We start from the raw sequence: 19,795 nt of genomic DNA, 5'->3' as shown, positions 1-19,795 counted from the left end.
GCGGGAGAGGTGCAACAACCCGCAGCTTCGCTCGTCAGCTCGCCGCCGCGGCGGTCACCGTGTCGCGCTGGCGCTTCATGACGATCTTGTTGAGCGCGCCGAGATAGGCCTTGGCCGAGGCCACCAGCGTATCCGGATCCGCCGCGCGTGCCGTCATCGAGCGGCCGTCCTGCGACAGCCGCACCGAGACTTCGGCCTGCGCGTCGGTACCCTCGGTGACGGCGTGGACCTGATACAGCTCCAGCTTGGCCTCGTGCGGGACCAGGCGCTTGATGCAGTTGAACACTGCGTCCACCGGACCGTTGCCCTCGGCCTCCTCGATCTTGATCTGGCCGTCGACGTCGAGCTTCATGGTCGCGCGCTGCGGGCCATGGGTGCCGGCGATCACGGTCAGCGAGGTCAGCTTGATGCGGTCGTGGGAGGCCGCCATCTTCTCGTCGACCAGCGCCTCGATGTCCTCGTCGTAGATGTCCTTCTTGCGGTCGGCCAGAGCCTTCATCCGCGTGAATGCATCTTCCAGCTGGTTCGGGCCGAGCTTGTAGCCCATCTCCTCCAGCTTGTGCACGAAGGCATGGCGGCCGGAGTGCTTGCCGAGCACCAGCGAGGACTGCTTCAGGCCGACCATTTCGGGCCGCATGATCTCGTAGGTGGAGGCGTCCTTCAGCACGCCGTCCTGGTGGATGCCGCTCTCGTGGGCGAACGCGTTCCGGCCCACGATCGCCTTGTTGTACTGCACCGGGAATGAGGTTGCCGCCGAGACCACCTTCGAGGCGCGGGTGAGCTGGGTGGTGTCGATCTTGTTCCAGTAGGGGAATTTGTCGTTGCGCACGTTGATCGCCATCACGATCTCTTCGAGCGCAGCGTTGCCGGCGCGCTCGCCGATGCCGTTGACGGTGCACTCGACCTGGCGCGCACCGCCGACGATGCCGGCCAGCGAGTTCGCGACCGCCATGCCGAGATCGTTATGGCAGTGCACGGAGAACACCGCTTTATCTGAATTCGGCACACGCTCGATCAGCGTCTTCATGAAGTGGGTGTATTCCTCCGGCACCGTGTAGCCGACGGTGTCGGGGATGTTCACCGTGGTGGCGCCGGCCTTGATCACGGCCTCGACGATGCGGCACAGAAAATCCATCTCGCTGCGAGTGCCGTCCTCGGCCGACCATTCGACGTCGTCGATCTGGTTGCGGGCGCGCGCGACCATGGCGACCGAGGTCTCGAGCACTTCTTCCGGCGTCTTGTTCAACTTCACCCGCATGTGCAGCGGCGAGGTCGCGATCACGGTGTGGACGCGGCCGCGTTTTGCAAATTTGACCGCCTCGGCGCAGCGGTCGATATCGGCCGGGTGCGCACGGGACAGGCCCGCAATGACCGCATTCTTGGAACGGCGGGCGATCTCGCTCACCGCTTCGAAGTCACCCTGCGAGGTGATGGGGAAGCCGGCCTCGATGACGTCGACGCCCATATCGTCCAGCAGCTCGGCGACCTCGAGCTTTTCCTCGAAGGTCATGGTGGCGCCGGGGCATTGCTCGCCGTCGCGCAGCGTGGTGTCGAAAATGATGACGCGGTCCTTGTCGGACTTGTTCGCGGTGGCCATTTCAAATTCCTTTTGAGCTTTTGCGCCGTTCAATCGTCTGGGCGCTTGAGGTGTCCGGTGATCTCGACCAACCCCTGAGCGCCCAGGCGCATGGCGCCCAGCCGGCCCTCAGGGGCAAGTAAGAAGAAGGCCGCCAATAAGGAGGGTGGGCAGCAGCGCGGCCGGGATCGTGGCGGCGGCCAGAGCCACCTCCCCCGAAATCCCCTCGATTTGGCCGCGAATCAACATTGCCAGACCCTTTTGAGCCCACAAATCCTCGGCCAAAACCGTTGACGGTTGGTTGCCGGGAGGCTCAATGGCCTGTTTCTAGACGAAAAATGGCAGCAACTGCAACGCCAAAAGATGGTCAAGGGGGCTGACCTGATTGCTCGCCCCCCTCCTCCTTGTGTCCCGGACGCGCTGCAACGCCCTTCGCGTGACGGCGCAGAGCGGGGACCACGCGATTTGGCCGTACGCATCAGGCGCCGTTCGTCCGCACGCCGCCGGGACCTCAAGGGGTTCATCCCGCCCTGCTCCCGCATCTCGTGCACGACGCTGCTGCGTCCACCGCGACCCGATCCGCGGCTCGTGACGACGTACGACCGCCCCTTTTGCCGGATCAGGATGGACAACACATACGCCGAAACCGAATTTCGGTAAAGTGGAATATTTTGATCGCATTGATTGACCCAGCGCTGGCGTGTGTTGCCCGTCGGGCAACGCAAGCTCTTGTAGCGCTTGTAGCCCGGGTGAGCGAAGCGATACCAGGGACGGCGTCCACGAAGCTCCCGGATGCGCTTCGCTCATCCGGGCTACGAGCACTCATCCGAGCTACGAGCACAACGAAGACCGCGACCTATCCCGCGCGGCGGGCGCGGGCCCTCGTCTCCCAGCGGTTCAGCATCTGGCCGAGCTCACCGTTGACCACGGGTATGGCCGGGATGGCGCTCGCGATCTCGTTGGTGTTGGCGGGCGCGTTGGCGGGGAGCCAATCCGGCTCGTTATACTCGCGCCAGCGGCGTGCTTCCGCACGTCGTTTGTTGGAGATGAATTCACGCGTGAAATAGCCGGCCGCAAACGCGATCCCCAGCAATACGATCAATACGACGACGCCAGCCACAATCAACTCCGTCCACCGCCCCCGGGACGGTTTCTGCGCGGCAATGCGTGCGAAATCAAGGCTTGAACTGGGCCGAACGCGTTGCGTGCCGCGCTTTGTCGCAAGCAAATTTTTGCTCAAGCCGGCGGAACATTTTCGAGCCTAGCAAATGGCGCAAGTCGGACGCCTGGCGCATTCATTCCGAACGCATCCGAATATGTCGGGATTGCGACCCGACACCGCTTGAACGACGCGATTCCACCCCTCGCAACCGGCTGCGGACCGCATTAACCTCCGCTCTTGCTCGGCCGGATCAACCGGCCAGCGAACATGATCGGGAGGACGCGATGACACGCCAAGAGGCTCGTGACAAAGAGCAGCGTGACCAGGATGCTGCGCTTTCACGACGAATGCTCGTACAGGGACTTGCAATCGGTGCGGCCACCATAGCGGGAGCCGGCGCCGCGTTGGCCCAGACCGGACCCGCCGCACCGCCGACCACCATCACCACCCCGCCGCGCGATTTCAGCCCGCGTGGCGCGCCGACGACTTACTTCTGGGATCCTGACATCATCGCGGTCGATCCGTCCTTCAACGATCTCGCGCAGCCCAACACCGCGATCAAGCGCCTGCACACCGGCTTGCTGTGGGCGGAAGGCCCGGCGTGGAGCGCGCAGGGCCGCTATCTGCTCTGGAGCGACATTCCCAACAACCGGCAGATGCGCTGGACCGAGGACGACGGCCGCGTCAGCGTGTTCCGCTCGCCCTCGAACAATTCCAACGGCAACTCCTTCGACTTCCAGGGCCGCCAGCTCTCCTGCGAACACCTGACGCGGCGGGTGACGCGCTATGAGCATGACGGCACCGCCACCGTGCTGGCGGACGCCTATCAAGGCAAGCGGCTGAACTCGCCGAACGACATCGCTGCGCATCCCGACGGCAGCTACTGGTTCACCGATCCGCCCTATGGCGGTCAGCTCTACGAAGGCGAGCCGGATGCCGAGGGCGGCCCGAGCAATCCGGGCGGCAAGCTCAATCCGCGGATCGGACAGCCGGCCGGTTTCACACCGGGCAAACGCGAGCTGCCGACCAATTGTTATCGCATCGATCCCTCGGGCCGCATCGACCTCGTCGTCACCGAGGACCAGGTGCCGGATCCGAACGGGCTGTGCTTCTCGCCCGATTACAAGAAGCTCTACATCGCCTCCACCGGCAAAGGCCCGGGCGACACGGGGCCGGGCGGCAAGGGCGAGATCTTCGTGTTCGACGTCGGCAGCGACAACAAGCTGTCCAACCCCAAGAAGTTCAGCGATTGCGTGATCGACGGCGTGAAGTGCGGGCCGGACGGCCTGCGCTGCGACGTCAACGGCAATGTCTGGGCCTCCAGCAATGCCGGACGCGCGGTCGGCTACAGCGGCGTGACCGTGTGGTCGCCGGAGGGCAAGCTACTCGGCCGCATCCGCCTGCCGGAAGTGTGTGGCAACGTCTGCTTCGGTGGCCCCAAACGCAATCGCCTGTTCATGGCGGCGAGCCAATCGCTCTACGCGGTGTACACGGCGACGCAAGGCGCGGGGCCCGGTTGAGACAAGCACCGCTATCGTAGGGTGGGCAAAGCGACTTGTCCGCCGTAGCTCGAAGAGCGAAGGCGGAAGCGTGCCCACGATTCCTTGACGCGGAACGAGATGGTGGGCACGGCGCTCTGCGCCTTTGCCCACCCTACGGCACTGAGCCAAGCACGATCAAGCAGGGCGCCGCGAAGCCGCCGGCGCCCGCTGCTTTCTACAGCACTCCCCCATGGCATGATGGGACCCATCCTGCGATCCTGCGGTTGATCCCTCACGGGAGCCGGAGGAGGCGAGATGGACGATCGACCAAGACAAACCGACAGCCTGATGCAGGATGACGGCTTCGTGCGGGTGCGCGGCGCGCGCGAGCACAATCTCAGGAACGTCGACGTTCGCATTCCTCGCAACGCGCTCGTCGTGTTCACGGGCGTGTCGGGCTCCGGGAAATCCTCGCTTGCCTTCGGGACGATCTACGCCGAGGCCCAGCGGCGCTATCTGGAGTCGGTATCGCCCTACGCGCGGCGGCTCTTCCACCAGATGCAAGTCCCTGAAGTCGACGACATCGAGGGCCTGCCGCCCGCGGTCGCGCTCCAGCAGCAGCGTGGCGCGCCGACGACGCGGTCATCCGTCGGCAGCGTGACCACCATCTCGAACCTGCTCAGGATGCTCTATTCCCGCGCCGGCGATTATCCGCGGGGACAATCGATGCTCTATGCGGAAGCGTTCTCGCCGAACACGCCCGAGGGGGCCTGCCCGACCTGCCACGGCATTGGCAGGATGCTCGACGTCACCGAGAAGTCGATGGTGCCCGACGACACCAAGACGATTCGCGAACGCGCCGTCGCGGCCTGGCCGAGCGCCTGGCAGGGGCAGAACCTCCGCGACATCCTGACCACGCTCGGCTACGACGTGGACAAGCCCTGGCGGGAGCTGCCCAAAAAGGATCGCGACTGGATCCTGTTCACCGACGAGCAGCCGACCGTTCCGGTCTATGCCGGTTACGACGCCATCGAAGTCAAACGCGCCCTGCGCCGCAAGGAAGAGCCGAGCTATCAGGGCACGTTCACCGGCGCCAAACGCTACGTGATGCAGACCTACGCCAAGTCCGAGAGCGCGATGATGAAGCGCCGCGTCGCGCAATTCATGATCACGCGGGATTGCCCGACCTGCCATGGCACCCGGCTGAAGCCCGAGGCGCTCAAGGTCAAGTTCGCCGGCCTCGACATCGCCGAGATGTCGCACCTGCCGCTCAAGCAATTGCAGGAACTGGTCAAGCCGTTCGCAACTGCCTCGACGGACAGGTCGGAGAAGACCGTCGTTGCCAGGCGGATCTGCGAGGATCTGTCGGCGCGGCTGACCGTCCTGCTCGACCTCGGTCTTGGCTATCTCGCCTGCGAACGCAGCACGCCCACGCTGTCGCCGGGCGAGTTGCAACGGTTGCGTCTTGCGACCCAGGTCCGCTCCAACCTGTTCGGCGTCGTCTACGTGCTCGACGAGCCGTCCGCAGGCCTGCATCCCGCCGACACCGAGGCGCTGCTGCGCTTACTGGACCGGTTGAAGCACGCAGGCAATTCGATTTTCGTGGTCGAGCACGAAATCGAGGTGATCAGTCACGCCGACTGGCTGGTGGATGTCGGGCCTGACGCCGGCGAAGGCGGTGGACTCATTCTCTATAGCGGGCCGCCGGCAGGGCTCGGTCAAATCGAGCAGTCGCGAACCGCCCGCTATCTCGCTTATCCACGACCGCCGCTGCCGACGGTCCGCCGCGAGCCGAAGGGACATCTGAAGCTCAGGGGCGTGGCCCGCAATAATCTGCGCGGCCTCGACGTCGACATTCCGCTCGGAATCATCGCCAGCATCACCGGCGTGTCGGGCTCGGGTAAATCGAGCTTGATCAGCCAATTCCTCGTCGATACCGTGGCCGCGCATCTCGGCCATGCACTTCCCGCCGAAGCCGACGACGACAGCCTCGCCCCCTCGGTCGAGACATTGGGCGGCAAGATTATCGCGGGCCTCGACCTGATCAATCGCCTCGTCGTGGTGGACCAGAAGCCGATCGGCCGTACGCCGCGCTCCAACCTTGCGACCTATACCGGCCTGTTCGACCATGTACGGCGGATGTTCGCGGCGACGCCGCAGGCAAAGTCCCGCCGATACGATGCCGGTCGCTTCTCGTTCAATGTCGCGAAAGGCCGATGCGCGACCTGCGAGGGCGAAGGCTTCGTCTGCGTCGAGCTGCTGTTCCTGCCCAGCGTCTACGCGCCCTGCCCGACCTGCAAGGGCGCCCGCTACAACGACAAGACGCTCGAGGTGAAGATCCGCGGGAAATCCATCGCAGACGTGCTGGCGATGCGGGTCGACGAGGCCTTCGACTTCTTCCGCGACGATGCGGCACTGAACCGGTCGCTGTCGGTGGTCCGCGAGGTCGGCCTCGGTTATATCCGCCTCGGCCAGTCCGCCACCGAATTGTCCGGTGGCGAGGCCCAGCGGATCAAGCTGGCGACCGAACTCATGCGCCCGCAACGGGGTCATACGCTCTATGTCCTGGACGAGCCAACGACTGGGCTGCATCCACGGGATGTCGAGCGGCTGATCGCCCAGCTCGAGCGGATCGTGGACGCCGGCAACAGCGTGGTCGTGGTCGAGCATGACATGGACGTCGTCTGTCAGAGCGACTGGGTCATCGATCTCGGCCCCGGCGCCGGTGACGAGGGCGGCCGTATCGTGGCATCGGGAACGCCGCATCAAATCGCCGGAGCCGGCGGAAAGACCGCGCGCTACCTCGCCCGCCGCTTGAAGCTGTGACGCGCGGCATCGCGTCCCTGTATCATCCCGAGCGGGTCCGTTGGCGGCTCATTTCGCATTTGCGTTCTATTCGTGGACGACAGACCTCGACTTTCGCCATGTTGACTTTCCGTCGTCGCGCTCCCCATACTTCGCAAAAAAATAACAACCAATGATAAGACGGTTTTGAGGGAGGATAGGATGCCGACTTCACGCAGGCAGCTGCTGAAGAGCTCGGCGGCTGCCGCCGCCGCACTCAGCCTCGATTGGACCAGGGCCCAGGCGCAGGCCGAGAATTTGCGCATCGGCCTGATCTACGACCTCACCGGCCCGTTCGCGGCCGGCGGCTCGGTCGCTTCTTCGGTCGGCGCACAGATCGCCATCGACCTCGTCAACGAGAAGGGCGGCATCGGCGGCAAGACCAAGATCGTGCCTGTTGCGGCGGACTCGCAGAGCAAGGCCGATGTGGCGATCAACGAGGCCGAGCGGCTGATCAGCCAGGAAAAGATCGACATCATCAACGGCGTCTATTCCAGCGCGCATGCGGTGCCGATGGCGGCGAAGGTCGAGCAGCAGAAGAAGATCCTCTGGATCACGACCGCGGTCTCGACCGCCGTGTTCAAGGACAAGAACCTGCAATATGTGTTTCGCGCGCAGATCCATTCCGACCAGTACGGCCAGGCCTTTGCCGGCTTCATCGCCGAGCATGCGCAAGGCAAGCTCGGCATGGACGCCAAGGACGTCAAGGTCGCGCTGATCCATGAGGACGGTCCCTACGGCGTCGGCGTCGCCGCAGCCGATGAGGCCTACGCCAAGCAAGCCGGCATCCAGGTCGTGCTGCGCGAAGGCTATTCGGCTTCCGCACCCGACCTCTCGGTGCTCGTCACCAAGATCAAGCGCGCCAAGGCCGACGTGATCTCGCATGCCGGCTACAATCCGGACATCACCCTGTTCCTGCGCCAGGCGCGCGAGAGCGGCCTGCGCTTCAAGATGCTGTTCGGGGCCGGCGCCGGCTACAGCCAGCTTGACAAGCTGCGCGCCACCTTCGGCCCCGACATCGACAATTTCTGCAACATCGATCCGGTGCCGGCGCAATTGCTCGATCCGGCCAAACTCGCGCCGGGCATGGGCGAGCTGATCAAGACCATGGTCTCGCGCTACCAGGCCAAGACCGGCGCCACCGACGTGCCGCCGCACTGCTCGATGGGCTTCAACCAGACCTGGGTGCTGCTCAACAACGTGCTGCCGGTCGCCAAGGAGAAGTACGGCAGCTTCGAGCCCGAGGCCATTCGCAAGGCAGCGCTCGACGTTGACATCCCCGCCGGCGGCACCATCCAGGGCTATGGCGTGAAATTCTTCCCGCCGGGCACGCCGCTCTCCGGCCAGAACGAGCGCTCGACGCCGGTGGTGATGCAGAACGCCGGCGAGCACATTTCAGTGGTGTGGCCGACCAACATCAGGACGCAGGACCCGGTGTTTCCGTTGCCGAAGGGGTCGACCTACGGGACGTGAAGAATTCTTCGCCTCTCTCCGCAAGCGGGAGGGGAATCGCATATGGACCGTCAGAAGAGGTCATCATGCCCGGGCTTGTCCCGGGCATCCACGTTCTTTGCGCTGCGTCGCAAGGCGTGGATGGCCGGGACAAGCCCGGCCATGACGATGTCGAGACTATCGCACCCCAGGTGCAAAGCTCATTTGCGATGCCCTGCCGCAAGCGAGGCGAGGTCACACTGCGGCTCCGCCGATCCCTTTACAACACCACCCTTCGTCCCTCCTCCGCCGCCCAATAGCCCGCGTAATTCACCTTGATCGTCTCGTAGGCCAGCGCGAGGTCTGACAGCGGCTGCCGGCCCGTCGCCACGCATTCCATGAAGTCCTGGATCTCCTGCAGATAGCCGCGCGTCCATTCCTCCTCGAGGCAGACATATTGCCAGCCGGTTTTGCGATCGACCTTTTCGGTGATGTAGACAGAGGCGAGCTTCTCCTCGCTGGTCTGGTAGCTCATCAGATGCGTGTTGGGGGTGATGTTGGCGAACAGCGAGCCGCCGCTGGTGTAGGTCTCGATCAGGTTGCGCACGCCGCCCATGATCATGTCGCCGGAGAACACGGTCGCCTTGGTGCCGTCTGAGAAAGTGGCGGTGAGCGTGCCCCAGTCTTCGACGTCGACGGGATTGGCCTTGATGTAGGTGCGCTCTTCGGGCTTGAGGCCGGCGGTGACGTTGCCGACATCGCAGGTGACGCTGGCGACGCGGATGGCCTCGCCGCGCGCCTTGGCCTCGACCTGCTTGAGATAGAGCACGGCCGAGAGCGGGTGACAGCCCATGCGGATCAGCGAGCCGCCGCCGGTCATCGCCCATTGCGCGGCGTGGGCCGCATGCGAGCCGGAATGGCTCTCCTCGCCCTTCATGAACAGGACCTTGTCCCTGGTCGCTCTCAGGATCTCCGCAGTCTTGGTCACCGCCGGCGCGTAGATCCAGTCCTCGGCATACATGAAGAGTTTGCCGGTGCGCTCGATCGCGGCGCGGGTGGCGTCCATCTCCTCGATAACGCGCTCATACATCAGCGCCTTCGGCACATGCTTGCCGATCGGCTGCGCATCGCCGTCACGGCCGAAATAGCCGGCGAACGGCTTTTCGCAGATCACATGCTTGCCGGCTCGCATCGCCACGACGATCATCTCCGCATGAAGATTGGGCGGCGTGCAGATGTCGATGACGTCGAGCTCGCCGTCTGCGATCAGCTCGGGAAAGCTGCGATAGACGCGCGGGATGTTATGGCGATCAGCGAATGCGACGACGTGATCGCCGCGCGCAGCGACCGCCCCCACCTCGACGTCCACGCCATAGACGCGCCGGAACGCATACATGTGCAGCTCCGACACGAAGCCGCAGCCGACGAGTCCCACCCTGATCCTGGCCATAGCGCCCCCTAGCTTTCGAGGGCACTATAGCGCGCTGGCCGGCCTATTCCACGGAGACTGGCACCACGCCGGCGCTCATTATGCCGAGCGCGCGGGCGGCCGGCACCGAGAGATCGACGATGCGGCCGCGAATGAAGGGGCCGCGATCGTTGACGCGGCACTGGATCGAACGGCTGCCATAGGACACCCTGAGCACGGTCCCGAACGGGCGGGTCCGGTGCGCGCAGGTCAGCTCGCCGCCCTTGCCGGCTTTCGCGTAGCTGTAATAGGAGGCCAGCCCGCTTTCGGCATGGGCAACAGAAAATGCAAAAAGCGAAAAACTCGCAAAAGAGAAGAATAAGGTGGTCTGCGCGCGCACGGCACCGCTCCCGGTTTGCCCTGCCCGGCTGCAAACGTGGAGTTGTTCCCTAAGGTTCCAAACGCTGCCGGGCGGCACCCGGCAGCGCCATCACACATTGTTACTGTTTGTGAAAAACCAGCGTTCGAGCCTCGATACTTTCGCGCGGCGCGGCGTCTGGCGGCGTAGTCGGATCGACGAACGCGGTGTGCGGCCCGAAGCGGGTGCGGCCGTCGGTGGCGGAATCATAGCATTTGAGCAGCAGGGCTTCGTCCGGCGTCATCTCGGGGAAATAGAACCAGCGATGGTTCGGGTTGTATGTCACCGAATAGGTCTCGCCGCGGCGGTTGGGATAGATCAGGTCGGAGGCGACGAGATCATCCGGCGCAACCGTCGTGCCGTCGGCCATCGCCAGCGGTGAATCGCGCAAGGGGCCGCGGATCGGCCGCCACAGATTGATCACCTGCACCCGGCCTCTCAGCAGCTCTTCGGCTTCGTCAGGCAGATGCTCGCGCACGCGGTTGGCGCCGGAAACCGCCGTCTGGTCGACATGGACGCGCGTTGCGGGCTGGCGCGGGCCGCCGCCGCGAATGTCGGCGGCACCGTCGACGCGCTTGCGCACGGTATGGTCGAAGATGACGACGCGGTCGGCCTGCAGCGTCGCCCGCAGGAACGCCTCGACGGCGGGATAGTAGACCGCCCTCACCTCGTCGTCGTCATAGAAATCCTTCACCCGGGTCGGATGGCGCACCAGCGCAAAACCTTCGCGATCGAGCGAGACATTCTGGGCGATCAGCCGCGCGTCGAAGATCGGAACCTGATGCGGCTCGGCGAGCGCCGTGCTCTTCGGCTCGCCCGGCGGCGGATCGAAGGCATAGGTGCGCGGCTTGGCCGTAACAGGTGCGAGATAGTTGAGCTCGGCAGTGACGAAGGGAAGCGATTCGATTTTTGTTTCTTGCAGGCCCATGGCCGGTCTCCCGATGTGGTCGTCGGTTTGATTTTTGAAGGGATGCGGCGGGGTGCAAGGGAGGCGGTGCAAATAGCAATGGAGGTGTTGTCGAGGGTGAGGAGCGAGGAAGGAATATTTCGAGGGAGACAGGTGCGCGCTACTCCCCTTCTCCCCTTGCGGGAGAAGGTGGCGCGTAGCGCCGGATGAGGGGTATCTCTCCGCGAGTCGGATGCCAGAGACGTGATCGCGGAGAGAGATCCCTCACCCGTCTCGCCGCTTGCGCGGCGAGCCACCCTCTCCCGCAAGGGGAGAGAGCGCCTGGCGGCTACAACCCCGCCTTCGCAATCGCATCGGTAAACGAACGATCCACGATCTCGGCGGCATCCAGCTTCTGCTTGATCAGGCCCCAGCGGAAATAGAGGTCGATCGTGCTCTGCTCGTCCGCGACTACGCTGTCGTCGATCGGCGCGATGCGGATCTTTGCGCGCGATAGCCAGTTCTGCGGCACAGCGGTCGGGATGTTCATCAGCCTGCCCCAGGTCGCGGCATAGCTGTCGATATTGTTCAGCGACCACGCCCGCGCGGTGGTGAGGCGGCGGATGAAGTCCGTCAGCTCCGCGCGCTTGTCCCTGATAGCGTCGGGCCGCGCCACCTGGAAGCTCAGCCCCGGCGTCAGCCCTTCCGAGGTGATGATGCGACGCGACTTGAACAGCACCTCCTCCTGGCTGACATACGGCTCCCAGGTCGACCACGCATCGACGGAGCCTTGCGTGTAGGCGATCTTGGCATCCGAGGGCGCCAGGAACGCGATCTGCACGTCGCTCGCACTCCAGCCGTTCTTCTCGAGCGCGGCGAGGATCAGCTGATGACCGATCGAGCCGCGGCCGGTCGCGATCTTCTTCCCGCGCAGATCGGCAAAGCTCTTGATCGGCGAATTCTCCGGCACGAGGATCGCGAGGCCCTCGCGGGTCTGCCGGATCGCGGCAATCGCCTTGACCGGCGCGCCGGAAGCCGCGGCGAAGGTGAAGGGCGCGTCCCCAACGAGCCCGGTCTCGATCGCGCCGGCACTGAGCGCTTCCAGCAAGGGAGCTGCCGCCGGAAACTCCTTCCACTCGATCTTGTAGGGAACGTCCTTGAGCACGCCTGCCGCTTCCATCACGGCCTGCGCATTGCCCTTCTGGTCGCCGACGCGCAAGGTGGTTTGCGCCGCTGCGAGCTCAAACGAGCCGAACAGCAGCGCGCCGGCCAGCATGAGGCGGATCATTCCGCGGCCTCCCCGCGAACGGCCTGGCGCTTGGCGATCAGCTCGCGCGTCAGCGGGATCAGCTCGCGGCCATATTCGATCGCATCGATCAGCGGGTCGAAGCCGCGGATCAGGAAATGGCTGATGCCGAGGTCGTAATAGTCGCCGAAGACTTCGGCGACCTGCTCGGGCGTACCGACCAGCGCGGTGGTGTTGCTGTTGGCGCCGGTGAGCTTTGCGATCTCGGTCCAGAGCCGCTTGTCGATGCGGCTGCCCTGGTCGGCGAGCGCGAGCAGGCGTCGCGCGCCGGCCGTGGCGTGGCCGTCGGCGGGCTTGCGATAGCCGGTCTTGTCCTGAAGCGCGGTGGCGCGCGCCAGAATCTGTTCCGCCTTCTCCCACGCTTGCTTCTCGGTGGGGGCAGTGATCGGCCGCACCGACAGGCTGAAGCGCGGCGTCGGCCGCCCCTGGCGGACTGCGGCGTTATGCACGCGAGAGGTGACGTCACGCACTTGCGCGTAGGATTCTCCCCACAGCGCAAACGTGTCGGCGTGCTTGCCGGCGACGTCGATCGCCGCGTCCGAGGCGCCGCCGAAATAGATACGGATGCCCTCGGGACGATACGGCTTTACCTGTGAGAAGGCATTCTCGACCTGGTAGTACCTGCCCTTGTAGGTGAACGGCTTGTCGCTGGCCCATTCCAGCTTGAGCACATCGAGGAATTCGGAGGTGCGGGCGTAACGCTCGTCCTTGTCGTCGAGCGTGTTGCCGTCCTGCCTGAGTTCGGTGGCATTGCCGCCGGTGATGACGTGCAGAGCGACCCTGCCGCGCGAAAACTGGTCCAGCGCCGCGAACTGCCGCGCCAGCAGCGTCGGGGCGGTGAAGCCCGGCCGCTGCGCGATCAGCACGTTGAGGCGGGAGGTCGTGTTGAGGACGTGCTGGGCCACCTGGAGCGCGTCGGGCGAGGTCGAATGAAATGCCAACAGCGCACGATCGAAGCCGGCGTTCTCGTGTGCCTTCGCTACCGTCTCGATGTGGGTGGGGTCGAGCACCGGTCCTTGGCGGACGACGGTTTCGGACGAATTGTTGTTGCTGATGAAGCCGATGAACTCGATCGACATGTCCGTCTCCTGATTGTTTTCCGGGAAAAGCTAGAGGCCCAATGCAGCTCGGCCGAGGCCGATGTGCGTGGAATCGTCCTGCGGCGTGTGCACGCGCCCGCACAGCACGTTGCGATAGTGCCGCTCCAGCGGATTGGCGCGGGACAGGCCGTGATTGCCGGTGAGCGACAGCGCGTCCTCCACCGCGGCAACGGCGTTGTTGGTCACGGTGAGCTTGAGGACGTTGGACTCGCCCGCGGAGAGCTGCACGCCGTCATCGAAGTCACGCGAAAACGTGTCGATGAGCCGCGCATTGACCGCAAGCCGCGCCTCGATGGCGCCGAGGGTCTCCTGAGCCCGCGGCAAGGTTGCGAGCGGCGCGCCGAGGCTGGCGGGAACGCGCTGCTTCAGGAACGAGATCAGCCAGTCCCGCGCGGCGCGGGCGACGCCATCATAGATCGCAGCGACGAACACCGTGTGAATGGTCGCCTGCGTGACATCGGGCGTGCGCCAGTCCGCGGGTTTACGCACGTCGACCTCGGCGTCGAGCGGGATCACGACGTCGTCGAAGATCACGTCGTGGCTGCCGCTGGCGCGCAGGCCGTGATGGTCCCAGGTCTCGACGATGCTTGTGCCCGGCAGGCCCGACGGCACCAGGAACTGACCGACGCGCGGCTCGGCCTCGTCCGTCCCTGCCCAGACCAGATACCATTTCAGGATCGGCGATCCGGTCGAATAGATCTTGTGACCGGAGAGGCGCCAGCCGGTCTCGGTGCGCCGCGCGATCGTGGCCGGTAGGCCGCCCCGGGCCGGTGAGCCGAGCTCCGGCTCGACACGTAGCGCGTTGACGAGCGCGAGGCCCTCGACGCTTTCGCGCGCGAGCTTGCGCGACAGCCGCGCCGGCCAGGTCGGGCTGCGCGCCATCACCAGATGATTGATGATGTGCATCGACAGCACCAGCGCCGTCGACGGGTCGGCCTTGCCGATGATGCCGACGACGCGCGCGGAATATCTTGCGCCTGCTCCGGCACCGCCATGTATGGCCGGCACCGTCAGCGACAACAGGCCGGCTTCCGATAGTTCGCGAAAATTCTCGAACGGAAAGCTGCCGGTGCGGTCATGCTCGGCCGCACGCGCGGCAAAGCCCGTCGCCAGCGCCTCAGCGCGCGCGATGTAGTCGGGCTCGCTATGGGGCGTCCGCCCTTTGGCTGCGGGAGTCACCATGTTGCATCCAGTCCCAGCAGGCCGAGGATCTGGCGGCGCAGATCGGCCAGATATGGATCGCCGCGATGCCTTGGATAGGGCCGGTCGACCCGGATGTCGGCCTTCACGCGAGCTGGCCGATCGCTGAAGACGATGACGCGGTTGGCGAGCACCAGCGCCTCTTCGGCGTCGTGCGTCACCAGCAACGTGGTGAAGCCCTTGCGCTGCCACAACGCGACGAGCTCGGCCTGCATGGTGATGCGGGTCAGCGAGTCCAGCTTTCCGAGCGGCTCATCGAGGATCAGGATTTTTGGATCGTTGACCAGCGCCCGCGCCAGCGCGACGCGCTGCGCCATGCCGCCGGAGAGCTGGTGCGGATAGGCGTTGCGGAACGACGCCAACCCAACGAGATCGAGCGCGGCGTCGACGCGGTGACGCTGGCTCTTCAAAACGCCCTGGGCCTCGAGGCCCAGGGCGACGTTGTCCCAGACCGACCGCCAGGGAAACAGGGTCGGATCCTGGAACACGACCACGCGGGAGGGATGCGGGCTTCTGATGCGCTCCTCGTCCTCCCGCAGCCTCCCCGCCTTGGGCTTGTCGAGGCCGGCGACCAGCCGCAGCAAGGTCGACTTGCCGCAGCCGGAGGGCCCGAGCAGCGCCACGAACTCGCCTGGCTCCACGGAGATGCTGACGTCGCTGAGCACCGGAAGCTCGGTGCCGTCGATGTCGAAGGCGTGGCTGAGCTGCTCGATGTCGAGCGCGGCGCCGGCGGCAGAATGCGTGACCGCTTCAGCCAGAGCTACCATTTCACAGTCCCCTTCTGCCAGACCAGCAGCCGGTCGCGGATCGCAAACAGCAGCGTGATCGCGCCGGAGCAGAGCAGCGACATCACGATCAGCGCCGCATACATGTTGGCGTAGGCGGCCCAGCCCTGCGCCCATTGCAGGTACCAGCCGAGCCCGGCCTTGACGCCGACCATCTCGGCGACGACGAGCACGGCGAAGGACGAGCCCAGCCCCATGAACAGGCCGACGAAAACGTGCGGCAATGCTGCGGGGATCGCCACCTTCAGCACCAGGAAGGACGGCTTGGCGCCCAGCGTGCGCGCAACGTCGTAATAGGCGTTGCTGACGCTCGCGACACCGGACCAGGTCAGCACGGTGACCGGAAAGCCGGTCGCGAGCGCGATCAGGAAGGTCGAGGCGCTCCAGCTCGACGGGAACGTGAAGAACGCGATCGGCAGCCAGGCGGTCGCCGGCAGCGGGCCGATGAAGCGCAGCACCGGATGCACCCAATAGCCGACCGCGCGCGACCAGCCGATCGATACGCCGGTCAGAAAGCCCACTGTCGCGCCGATCAGATAGCCGCCGAGCTGAAGCTTGACCGAGGCGAAGACGCTGTCGAGCAGCTTTGGCAGATCATCGGTATAGACCTCGATGATCGCCTGCGGCGGCGGAAAGAACGGCAGCGGCAGCCAAGCCAATTTGGCGGTCGCAACCTCCCACAAGGTCAGGAAAGCGCCGAGCGTGAGGAGCCAAGGCGCGCGCTTGTGCAATGCCCGTCCTGCCGACCCCAGATAATCGGCTCCGACGGTTCCGAACAGCGCGATCGCCGCAATGACGAAGGCGGCAATGCCGAGCGAATGCGTGCGCGACCAGTCGCCGACATCCTGCCACCACAGGCAGGACAGGCCGAAGGCGATCCAGGCAATGCTGGCAAGCACGCCGACGCCGGACTCCCGGATCCAGCCCGCAAGCAGCGGCGCCCTGGAGAGACGCGGCGCGCCGGAGGCGAGGCCGTCAGACAGCGAATACGTCGACATAGATGCGCTCCGCGAATTTGGCCGTGTCGGTGCTCGCCTTGAAGACCTGCACGCTCTTGAGGTCGTCGGCATAGGCCTTGAGCTCGCGCTTGAGCACGTCGCCGACGGGATGATGATGATGGGTGTGGTAACGCACCATGCCCTCGATGTCGGCGAGCGATGCCGCCTTGGGCGCGTAAGGCTGGAACGATTTCGCCGCGACGGTCGAATTCTGCGCGGTGAACATCGCGGCATCGAGCAGCGCCTGCGTGATGGCACGAGCGACCTGCGGCTCCTCGCGCACCAGGCTGCCGCGCAGGCCGAGGATGCAGCAGCTCTTTTCGCGGAATTCGCCGTCGAGATTGGACGCGACCTCCTTGTACTGGCTGTCCTTGAGCCAGAGATAGGCGAGCGGATCGGACGACAGGAACGCCTGCACCTCGCCCTTCTCCACGGCGACGTTGAGCAGATTGCCGGGATAAGCGCGCCAGTCGACGTCCTTCACCGGATCGATGCCGAGTTTCGCCAACTGGATCGAGAAGAAATTCTTGTCGGGGCCGGCGAGATCGCCGACCGCGACGATCTTGCCCTTGAGATCGGCGAGCTTGCTCACGCTGGAGTCAGTGCGCGACAGCACGCGCATGCAGCCGCCATGGGTGCCTGCGGCGATCTTCACGTCAAAACCCTGCTCCAGCGGCTTCAGCCAGCGCAGCGCCATGCCGAGGCCGGCGTCGCTCTTCCCCGTCGCGATCGCCTCGAGCAGCTGGTCGGTCGAGCCGGAATAGTTGACGAGCTCGACGTCGAGATTGTGCTTCTGGAAGAAGCCGTGCTCGATCGCGACGGGCACGGGCGCGAGGCAGACCGCGCCGGCGTTCCACGACAATTTCAGCTTGCGCGGCGCGCCGGTGAGCGCCGGCGCATCCGATGCCGTCCGGCACAGCGGAAACTCCGAGAAGTCGACGCCGGTCGCAATCCCGCCCGGCGCGAAGGCCTGCGCCGCACCAAGGGCGCCGAGCGGCGCGGCGAAGGCAGCAGCCAGTCCCGCCTGAAGCAGATGGCGCCGGTCGAGCCCCAGGCCGCCGCGCTTGTTGTCGTTGTTCATCAGTCCCCGCTCCTGCGCTGGCACGGCTCCGCCGCTTACGCAACGTGTCGCGTTGCGCATGTTCCGTGCGGAGCTGCGTTGAGAGAATCTCGTTCTGCGGCGGTCACGCGCCGCGTTGATGCGATGCGTAAATCATGCGGCGCACGCGACGTATCGTCAATGAAATGGAATTTCGAATGTTGCGCGAAGCAAAGTCATTCTCTCCATCGCCGCAGGCGGGAACGATGAAAGGATTTTCGCGAAGGCGACTGTCTACTCCGCGCGAGGCGGACACACATGTGCATCATTCCTGTGCACCTTTCCCTCGCAAGCATGCCGTCTTCTCGCGTGCCGCCATTCGATGAAATGTCCTTGCCCGACGCACGCGCAATACGGACGGCCATTTCATTGACTGCGCATAGCGCGATCATAGACTTGATCGTCTCGCCGCATCGTTCGCTCACGCGTCGTGAGCAAAGCAACAAGACAGGCCACATGCGCATCAACCACCGTCATCATCCCATCACCCGCCGTCTCGCAGCATCGCTGCTCGCCGCCGCCGTCACCTTTTCGATGGCCGCCGCGTCGTTCGCAGCCGACGCCGTCGTGCTGCGCGTCGGCGACCAGAAGGGCGGCAACCGGTCGCTGCTCGAGATCTCCGGCTACGCGAAAGACCTGCCCTACAAAATCGAATGGTCGGAATTTCCCGCGGCCGCGCCGATCCTCGAAGCGCTCAACGCCGGTGCGCTCGACGTCGGCTATACCGGCGACCTCTCGTTCCTGTCGGTCTATGCGGCCGGCGCGCCGATCAAGGCGATCGGCGGCACCAGGTCGGACGCGAAGACGCAGGCCATTCTGGTGCGCCAGGATTCGCCGATCAAATCGGCTGCCGATCTCAGGGGCAAACGGCTCGCCGGCACGCGCGGCGGCTGGGGCCAGTTCCTGATCGACGCCACGCTGGAGAAAGCAGAGATCAAGCTGGAGGATGCGACCTTCGCACCGCTCGGGCCGGTCGACGCCAAGATCGCGCTGCTCGCCGGCTCGATCGATGCTTGGGCGGTGTGGGAGCCCTACGTGTCGTTCGCGACACTGAAGGACAAGGCCCGCGTGATCGCCGACGGCGAAGGGCTGACGCCGACCATCACCTTCATCGTCGCATCCGACAACGCCATCGCCACCAAGCGCGCGGCGGTGCAGGACCTGGTGCAGCGGCTCAACAAGGCGCGGCTATGGTCGCTTGATCACCTCGGCGAATATGCCAAGAACACGGCCGAGTTGACCAAGCTGCCGGAGGACGTGCTGCTTTCGGCCTACACCGCTCAGCGCACCAGCCCGATCGTGATCGATGAGAACGTGGTGAAGGAGGTGCAGGCAGCCTCCGACCGCTCGACTCGCTATGGCATCCTGCCGAAGACGCTCGACGTGAATAAAGCCGTCGACCGCAGCTTCACCGCCGCGGCCGCCGGATCGAACTAAGCGGAAGCGGCGGGATGCGGTGGCCTGGTCTCAAAGCCGGCCCGCTGCATCTCGCCGCGATCGTGCTCATGCATTTCGCATGCATGAGCCTGATCGTCTGGCTTTCGCTCTAGCTTCGCGCGATCACCAATATCCGCGATAGTAGGGCCGGTAGTACGCGCGAGGCCGATAATAGCCATAGCGGTAGCCGTAGTACGGACGGGGACGGTAATAGGAACGATATCCATAGCCGTAACCCGGACCATAGGCGTAACCCGGTCCATAGCCGCCATAGTAGGCGGGCGCATAACCATAGGCCGGTCCCGGATATCCATAGCCGCCGTAATACGGGCCGCCGCCGTAATAGCCGTAGCCATAAGGCGCGCTGCTGGCGATGGCGCCGCCGATGATCGCACCGGCGAGGAGGCCACCTCCGCCCCATCCCCAACCACGACCGCGCCAATGCACCGGCGTGACGTCGTCGCCGACCGCGGCCTTCATGGTCGCGACGTTGGTCGGCAGCGGGGCCGCCGCCGTCTGCTGGATTTCGCCGGCGACGACCGCGCCGGCCAGGCCACAGGCAATTGCCGTTCTCCAGATCCTCATCGTCTTACTCCCTGTCTGACGTTTCACTCGGAAAAGGATCGCAACACCATGATCGGGCATCCCGACGCCGAGTCAAAGC

General features: G+C 65.1%; 16 protein-coding genes. 4 read left to right on the top strand and 12 right to left on the bottom strand.

Going from position 1 to position 19,795, the window contains the following annotated elements; all coding sequences use genetic code 11:
• Positions 1–34: 34 nt before the first annotated feature.
• Both IVA81_RS24035 and IVA81_RS24030 read right to left on the bottom strand, forming a co-directional pair.
• Complete coding sequence (locus IVA81_RS24035) at positions 35–1,597, bottom strand: 2-isopropylmalate synthase (protein ID WP_247322573.1); 1,563 nt, start codon at positions 1,595–1,597, stop codon at positions 35–37.
• 835 nt (positions 1,598–2,432) lie between these two features.
• A complete protein-coding gene (locus IVA81_RS24030; protein WP_247322571.1) occupies positions 2,433–2,696 on the bottom strand; it encodes a hypothetical protein in 264 nt (87 codons plus the stop codon).
• A gap of 326 nt (positions 2,697–3,022) precedes the next feature.
• Here IVA81_RS24030 and IVA81_RS24025 point away from each other — a divergent pair, with 326 nt between their 5' ends.
• The 3 genes from IVA81_RS24025 to IVA81_RS24015 all read left to right on the top strand — a co-directional run bounded on the left by IVA81_RS24025 (position 3,023) and on the right by IVA81_RS24015 (position 8,536).
• A complete protein-coding gene (locus tag IVA81_RS24025; protein ID WP_247322569.1) occupies positions 3,023–4,258 on the top strand; it encodes an SMP-30/gluconolactonase/LRE family protein in 1,236 nt (411 codons plus the stop codon).
• A gap of 276 nt (positions 4,259–4,534) precedes the next feature.
• Complete coding sequence (uvrA, locus tag IVA81_RS24020) at positions 4,535–7,045, top strand: excinuclease ABC subunit UvrA (protein WP_247322567.1); 2,511 nt, start codon at positions 4,535–4,537, stop codon at positions 7,043–7,045.
• Positions 7,046–7,225: 180 nt separating this feature from the next.
• Complete coding sequence (locus IVA81_RS24015; RefSeq protein WP_247322566.1) at positions 7,226–8,536, top strand: ABC transporter substrate-binding protein; 1,311 nt, start codon at positions 7,226–7,228, stop codon at positions 8,534–8,536.
• 238 nt (positions 8,537–8,774) lie between these two features.
• Here the strand turns inward: IVA81_RS24015 and IVA81_RS24010 are convergent, their stop codons facing one another.
• From IVA81_RS24010 to IVA81_RS23970, 9 genes are all read right to left on the bottom strand, one after another.
• A complete protein-coding gene (locus IVA81_RS24010) occupies positions 8,775–9,944 on the bottom strand; it encodes a Gfo/Idh/MocA family oxidoreductase (RefSeq protein WP_247322564.1) in 1,170 nt (389 codons plus the stop codon).
• Positions 9,945–9,987: 43 nt separating this feature from the next.
• Positions 9,988–10,302, bottom strand: a complete 315-nt coding sequence (locus tag IVA81_RS24005) for a septal ring lytic transglycosylase RlpA family protein (protein ID WP_247322552.1) — start codon at positions 10,300–10,302, stop codon at positions 9,988–9,990.
• Positions 10,303–10,402: 100 nt separating this feature from the next.
• The gene (locus IVA81_RS24000) at positions 10,403–11,248 is read right to left on the bottom strand and encodes a CmcJ/NvfI family oxidoreductase (RefSeq protein WP_247322550.1); all 846 of its coding nucleotides are present in this window, start codon (positions 11,246–11,248) and stop codon (positions 10,403–10,405) included.
• A 307-nt stretch (positions 11,249–11,555) separates the two neighbouring features.
• Positions 11,556–12,494 carry an ABC transporter substrate-binding protein gene (locus tag IVA81_RS23995; RefSeq protein ID WP_247322548.1) on the bottom strand — a complete coding sequence of 313 codons (939 nt, stop codon included), beginning with the start codon at positions 12,492–12,494 and terminating at the stop codon, positions 11,556–11,558.
• Positions 12,491–13,591, bottom strand: a complete 1,101-nt coding sequence (locus tag IVA81_RS23990) for an LLM class flavin-dependent oxidoreductase (protein ID WP_247322546.1) — start codon at positions 13,589–13,591, stop codon at positions 12,491–12,493. The genes IVA81_RS23995 and IVA81_RS23990 overlap by 4 nt, the downstream gene beginning before the upstream one ends.
• A 30-nt stretch (positions 13,592–13,621) precedes the next feature.
• Positions 13,622–14,794 carry an acyl-CoA dehydrogenase family protein gene (locus IVA81_RS23985; RefSeq protein ID WP_247322544.1) on the bottom strand — a complete coding sequence of 391 codons (1,173 nt, stop codon included), beginning with the start codon at positions 14,792–14,794 and terminating at the stop codon, positions 13,622–13,624.
• A complete protein-coding gene (locus IVA81_RS23980; protein ID WP_247322542.1) occupies positions 14,788–15,579 on the bottom strand; it encodes an ABC transporter ATP-binding protein in 792 nt (263 codons plus the stop codon). The genes IVA81_RS23985 and IVA81_RS23980 overlap by 7 nt, the downstream gene beginning before the upstream one ends.
• The gene (locus tag IVA81_RS23975) at positions 15,573–16,595 is read right to left on the bottom strand and encodes an ABC transporter permease subunit (RefSeq protein WP_247322540.1); all 1,023 of its coding nucleotides are present in this window, start codon (positions 16,593–16,595) and stop codon (positions 15,573–15,575) included. Before IVA81_RS23975 ends, IVA81_RS23980 begins: the two co-directional genes overlap by 7 nt.
• Positions 16,573–17,676: an ABC transporter substrate-binding protein gene (locus IVA81_RS23970; RefSeq protein ID WP_247322539.1), complete on the bottom strand. Its 1,104-nt coding sequence runs from the start codon at positions 17,674–17,676 to the stop codon at positions 16,573–16,575. Before IVA81_RS23970 ends, IVA81_RS23975 begins: the two co-directional genes overlap by 23 nt.
• Positions 17,677–18,150: 474 nt before the next feature.
• Here IVA81_RS23970 and IVA81_RS23965 point away from each other — a divergent pair, with 474 nt between their 5' ends.
• Positions 18,151–19,131, top strand: coding sequence for an ABC transporter substrate-binding protein (locus IVA81_RS23965; RefSeq protein WP_247322537.1), 981 nt, complete (start codon positions 18,151–18,153; stop codon positions 19,129–19,131).
• 123 nt (positions 19,132–19,254) lie between these two features.
• Here IVA81_RS23965 and IVA81_RS23960 read toward each other — a convergent pair whose 3' ends face one another.
• Entirely contained in the window at positions 19,255–19,716 is a 462-nt protein-coding gene (locus IVA81_RS23960; protein ID WP_247322535.1) for a hypothetical protein, read from the bottom strand.
• Positions 19,717–19,795 lie beyond the last annotated feature (79 nt).

Origin of the sequence: Bradyrhizobium sp. 141 (genome assembly GCF_023074055.1) — a bacterium.
In the GTDB taxonomy this organism is placed as follows: Bacteria; Pseudomonadota; Alphaproteobacteria; order Rhizobiales; family Xanthobacteraceae; genus Bradyrhizobium.
This window is presented reverse-complemented; position numbering and strand designations above follow the sequence as displayed.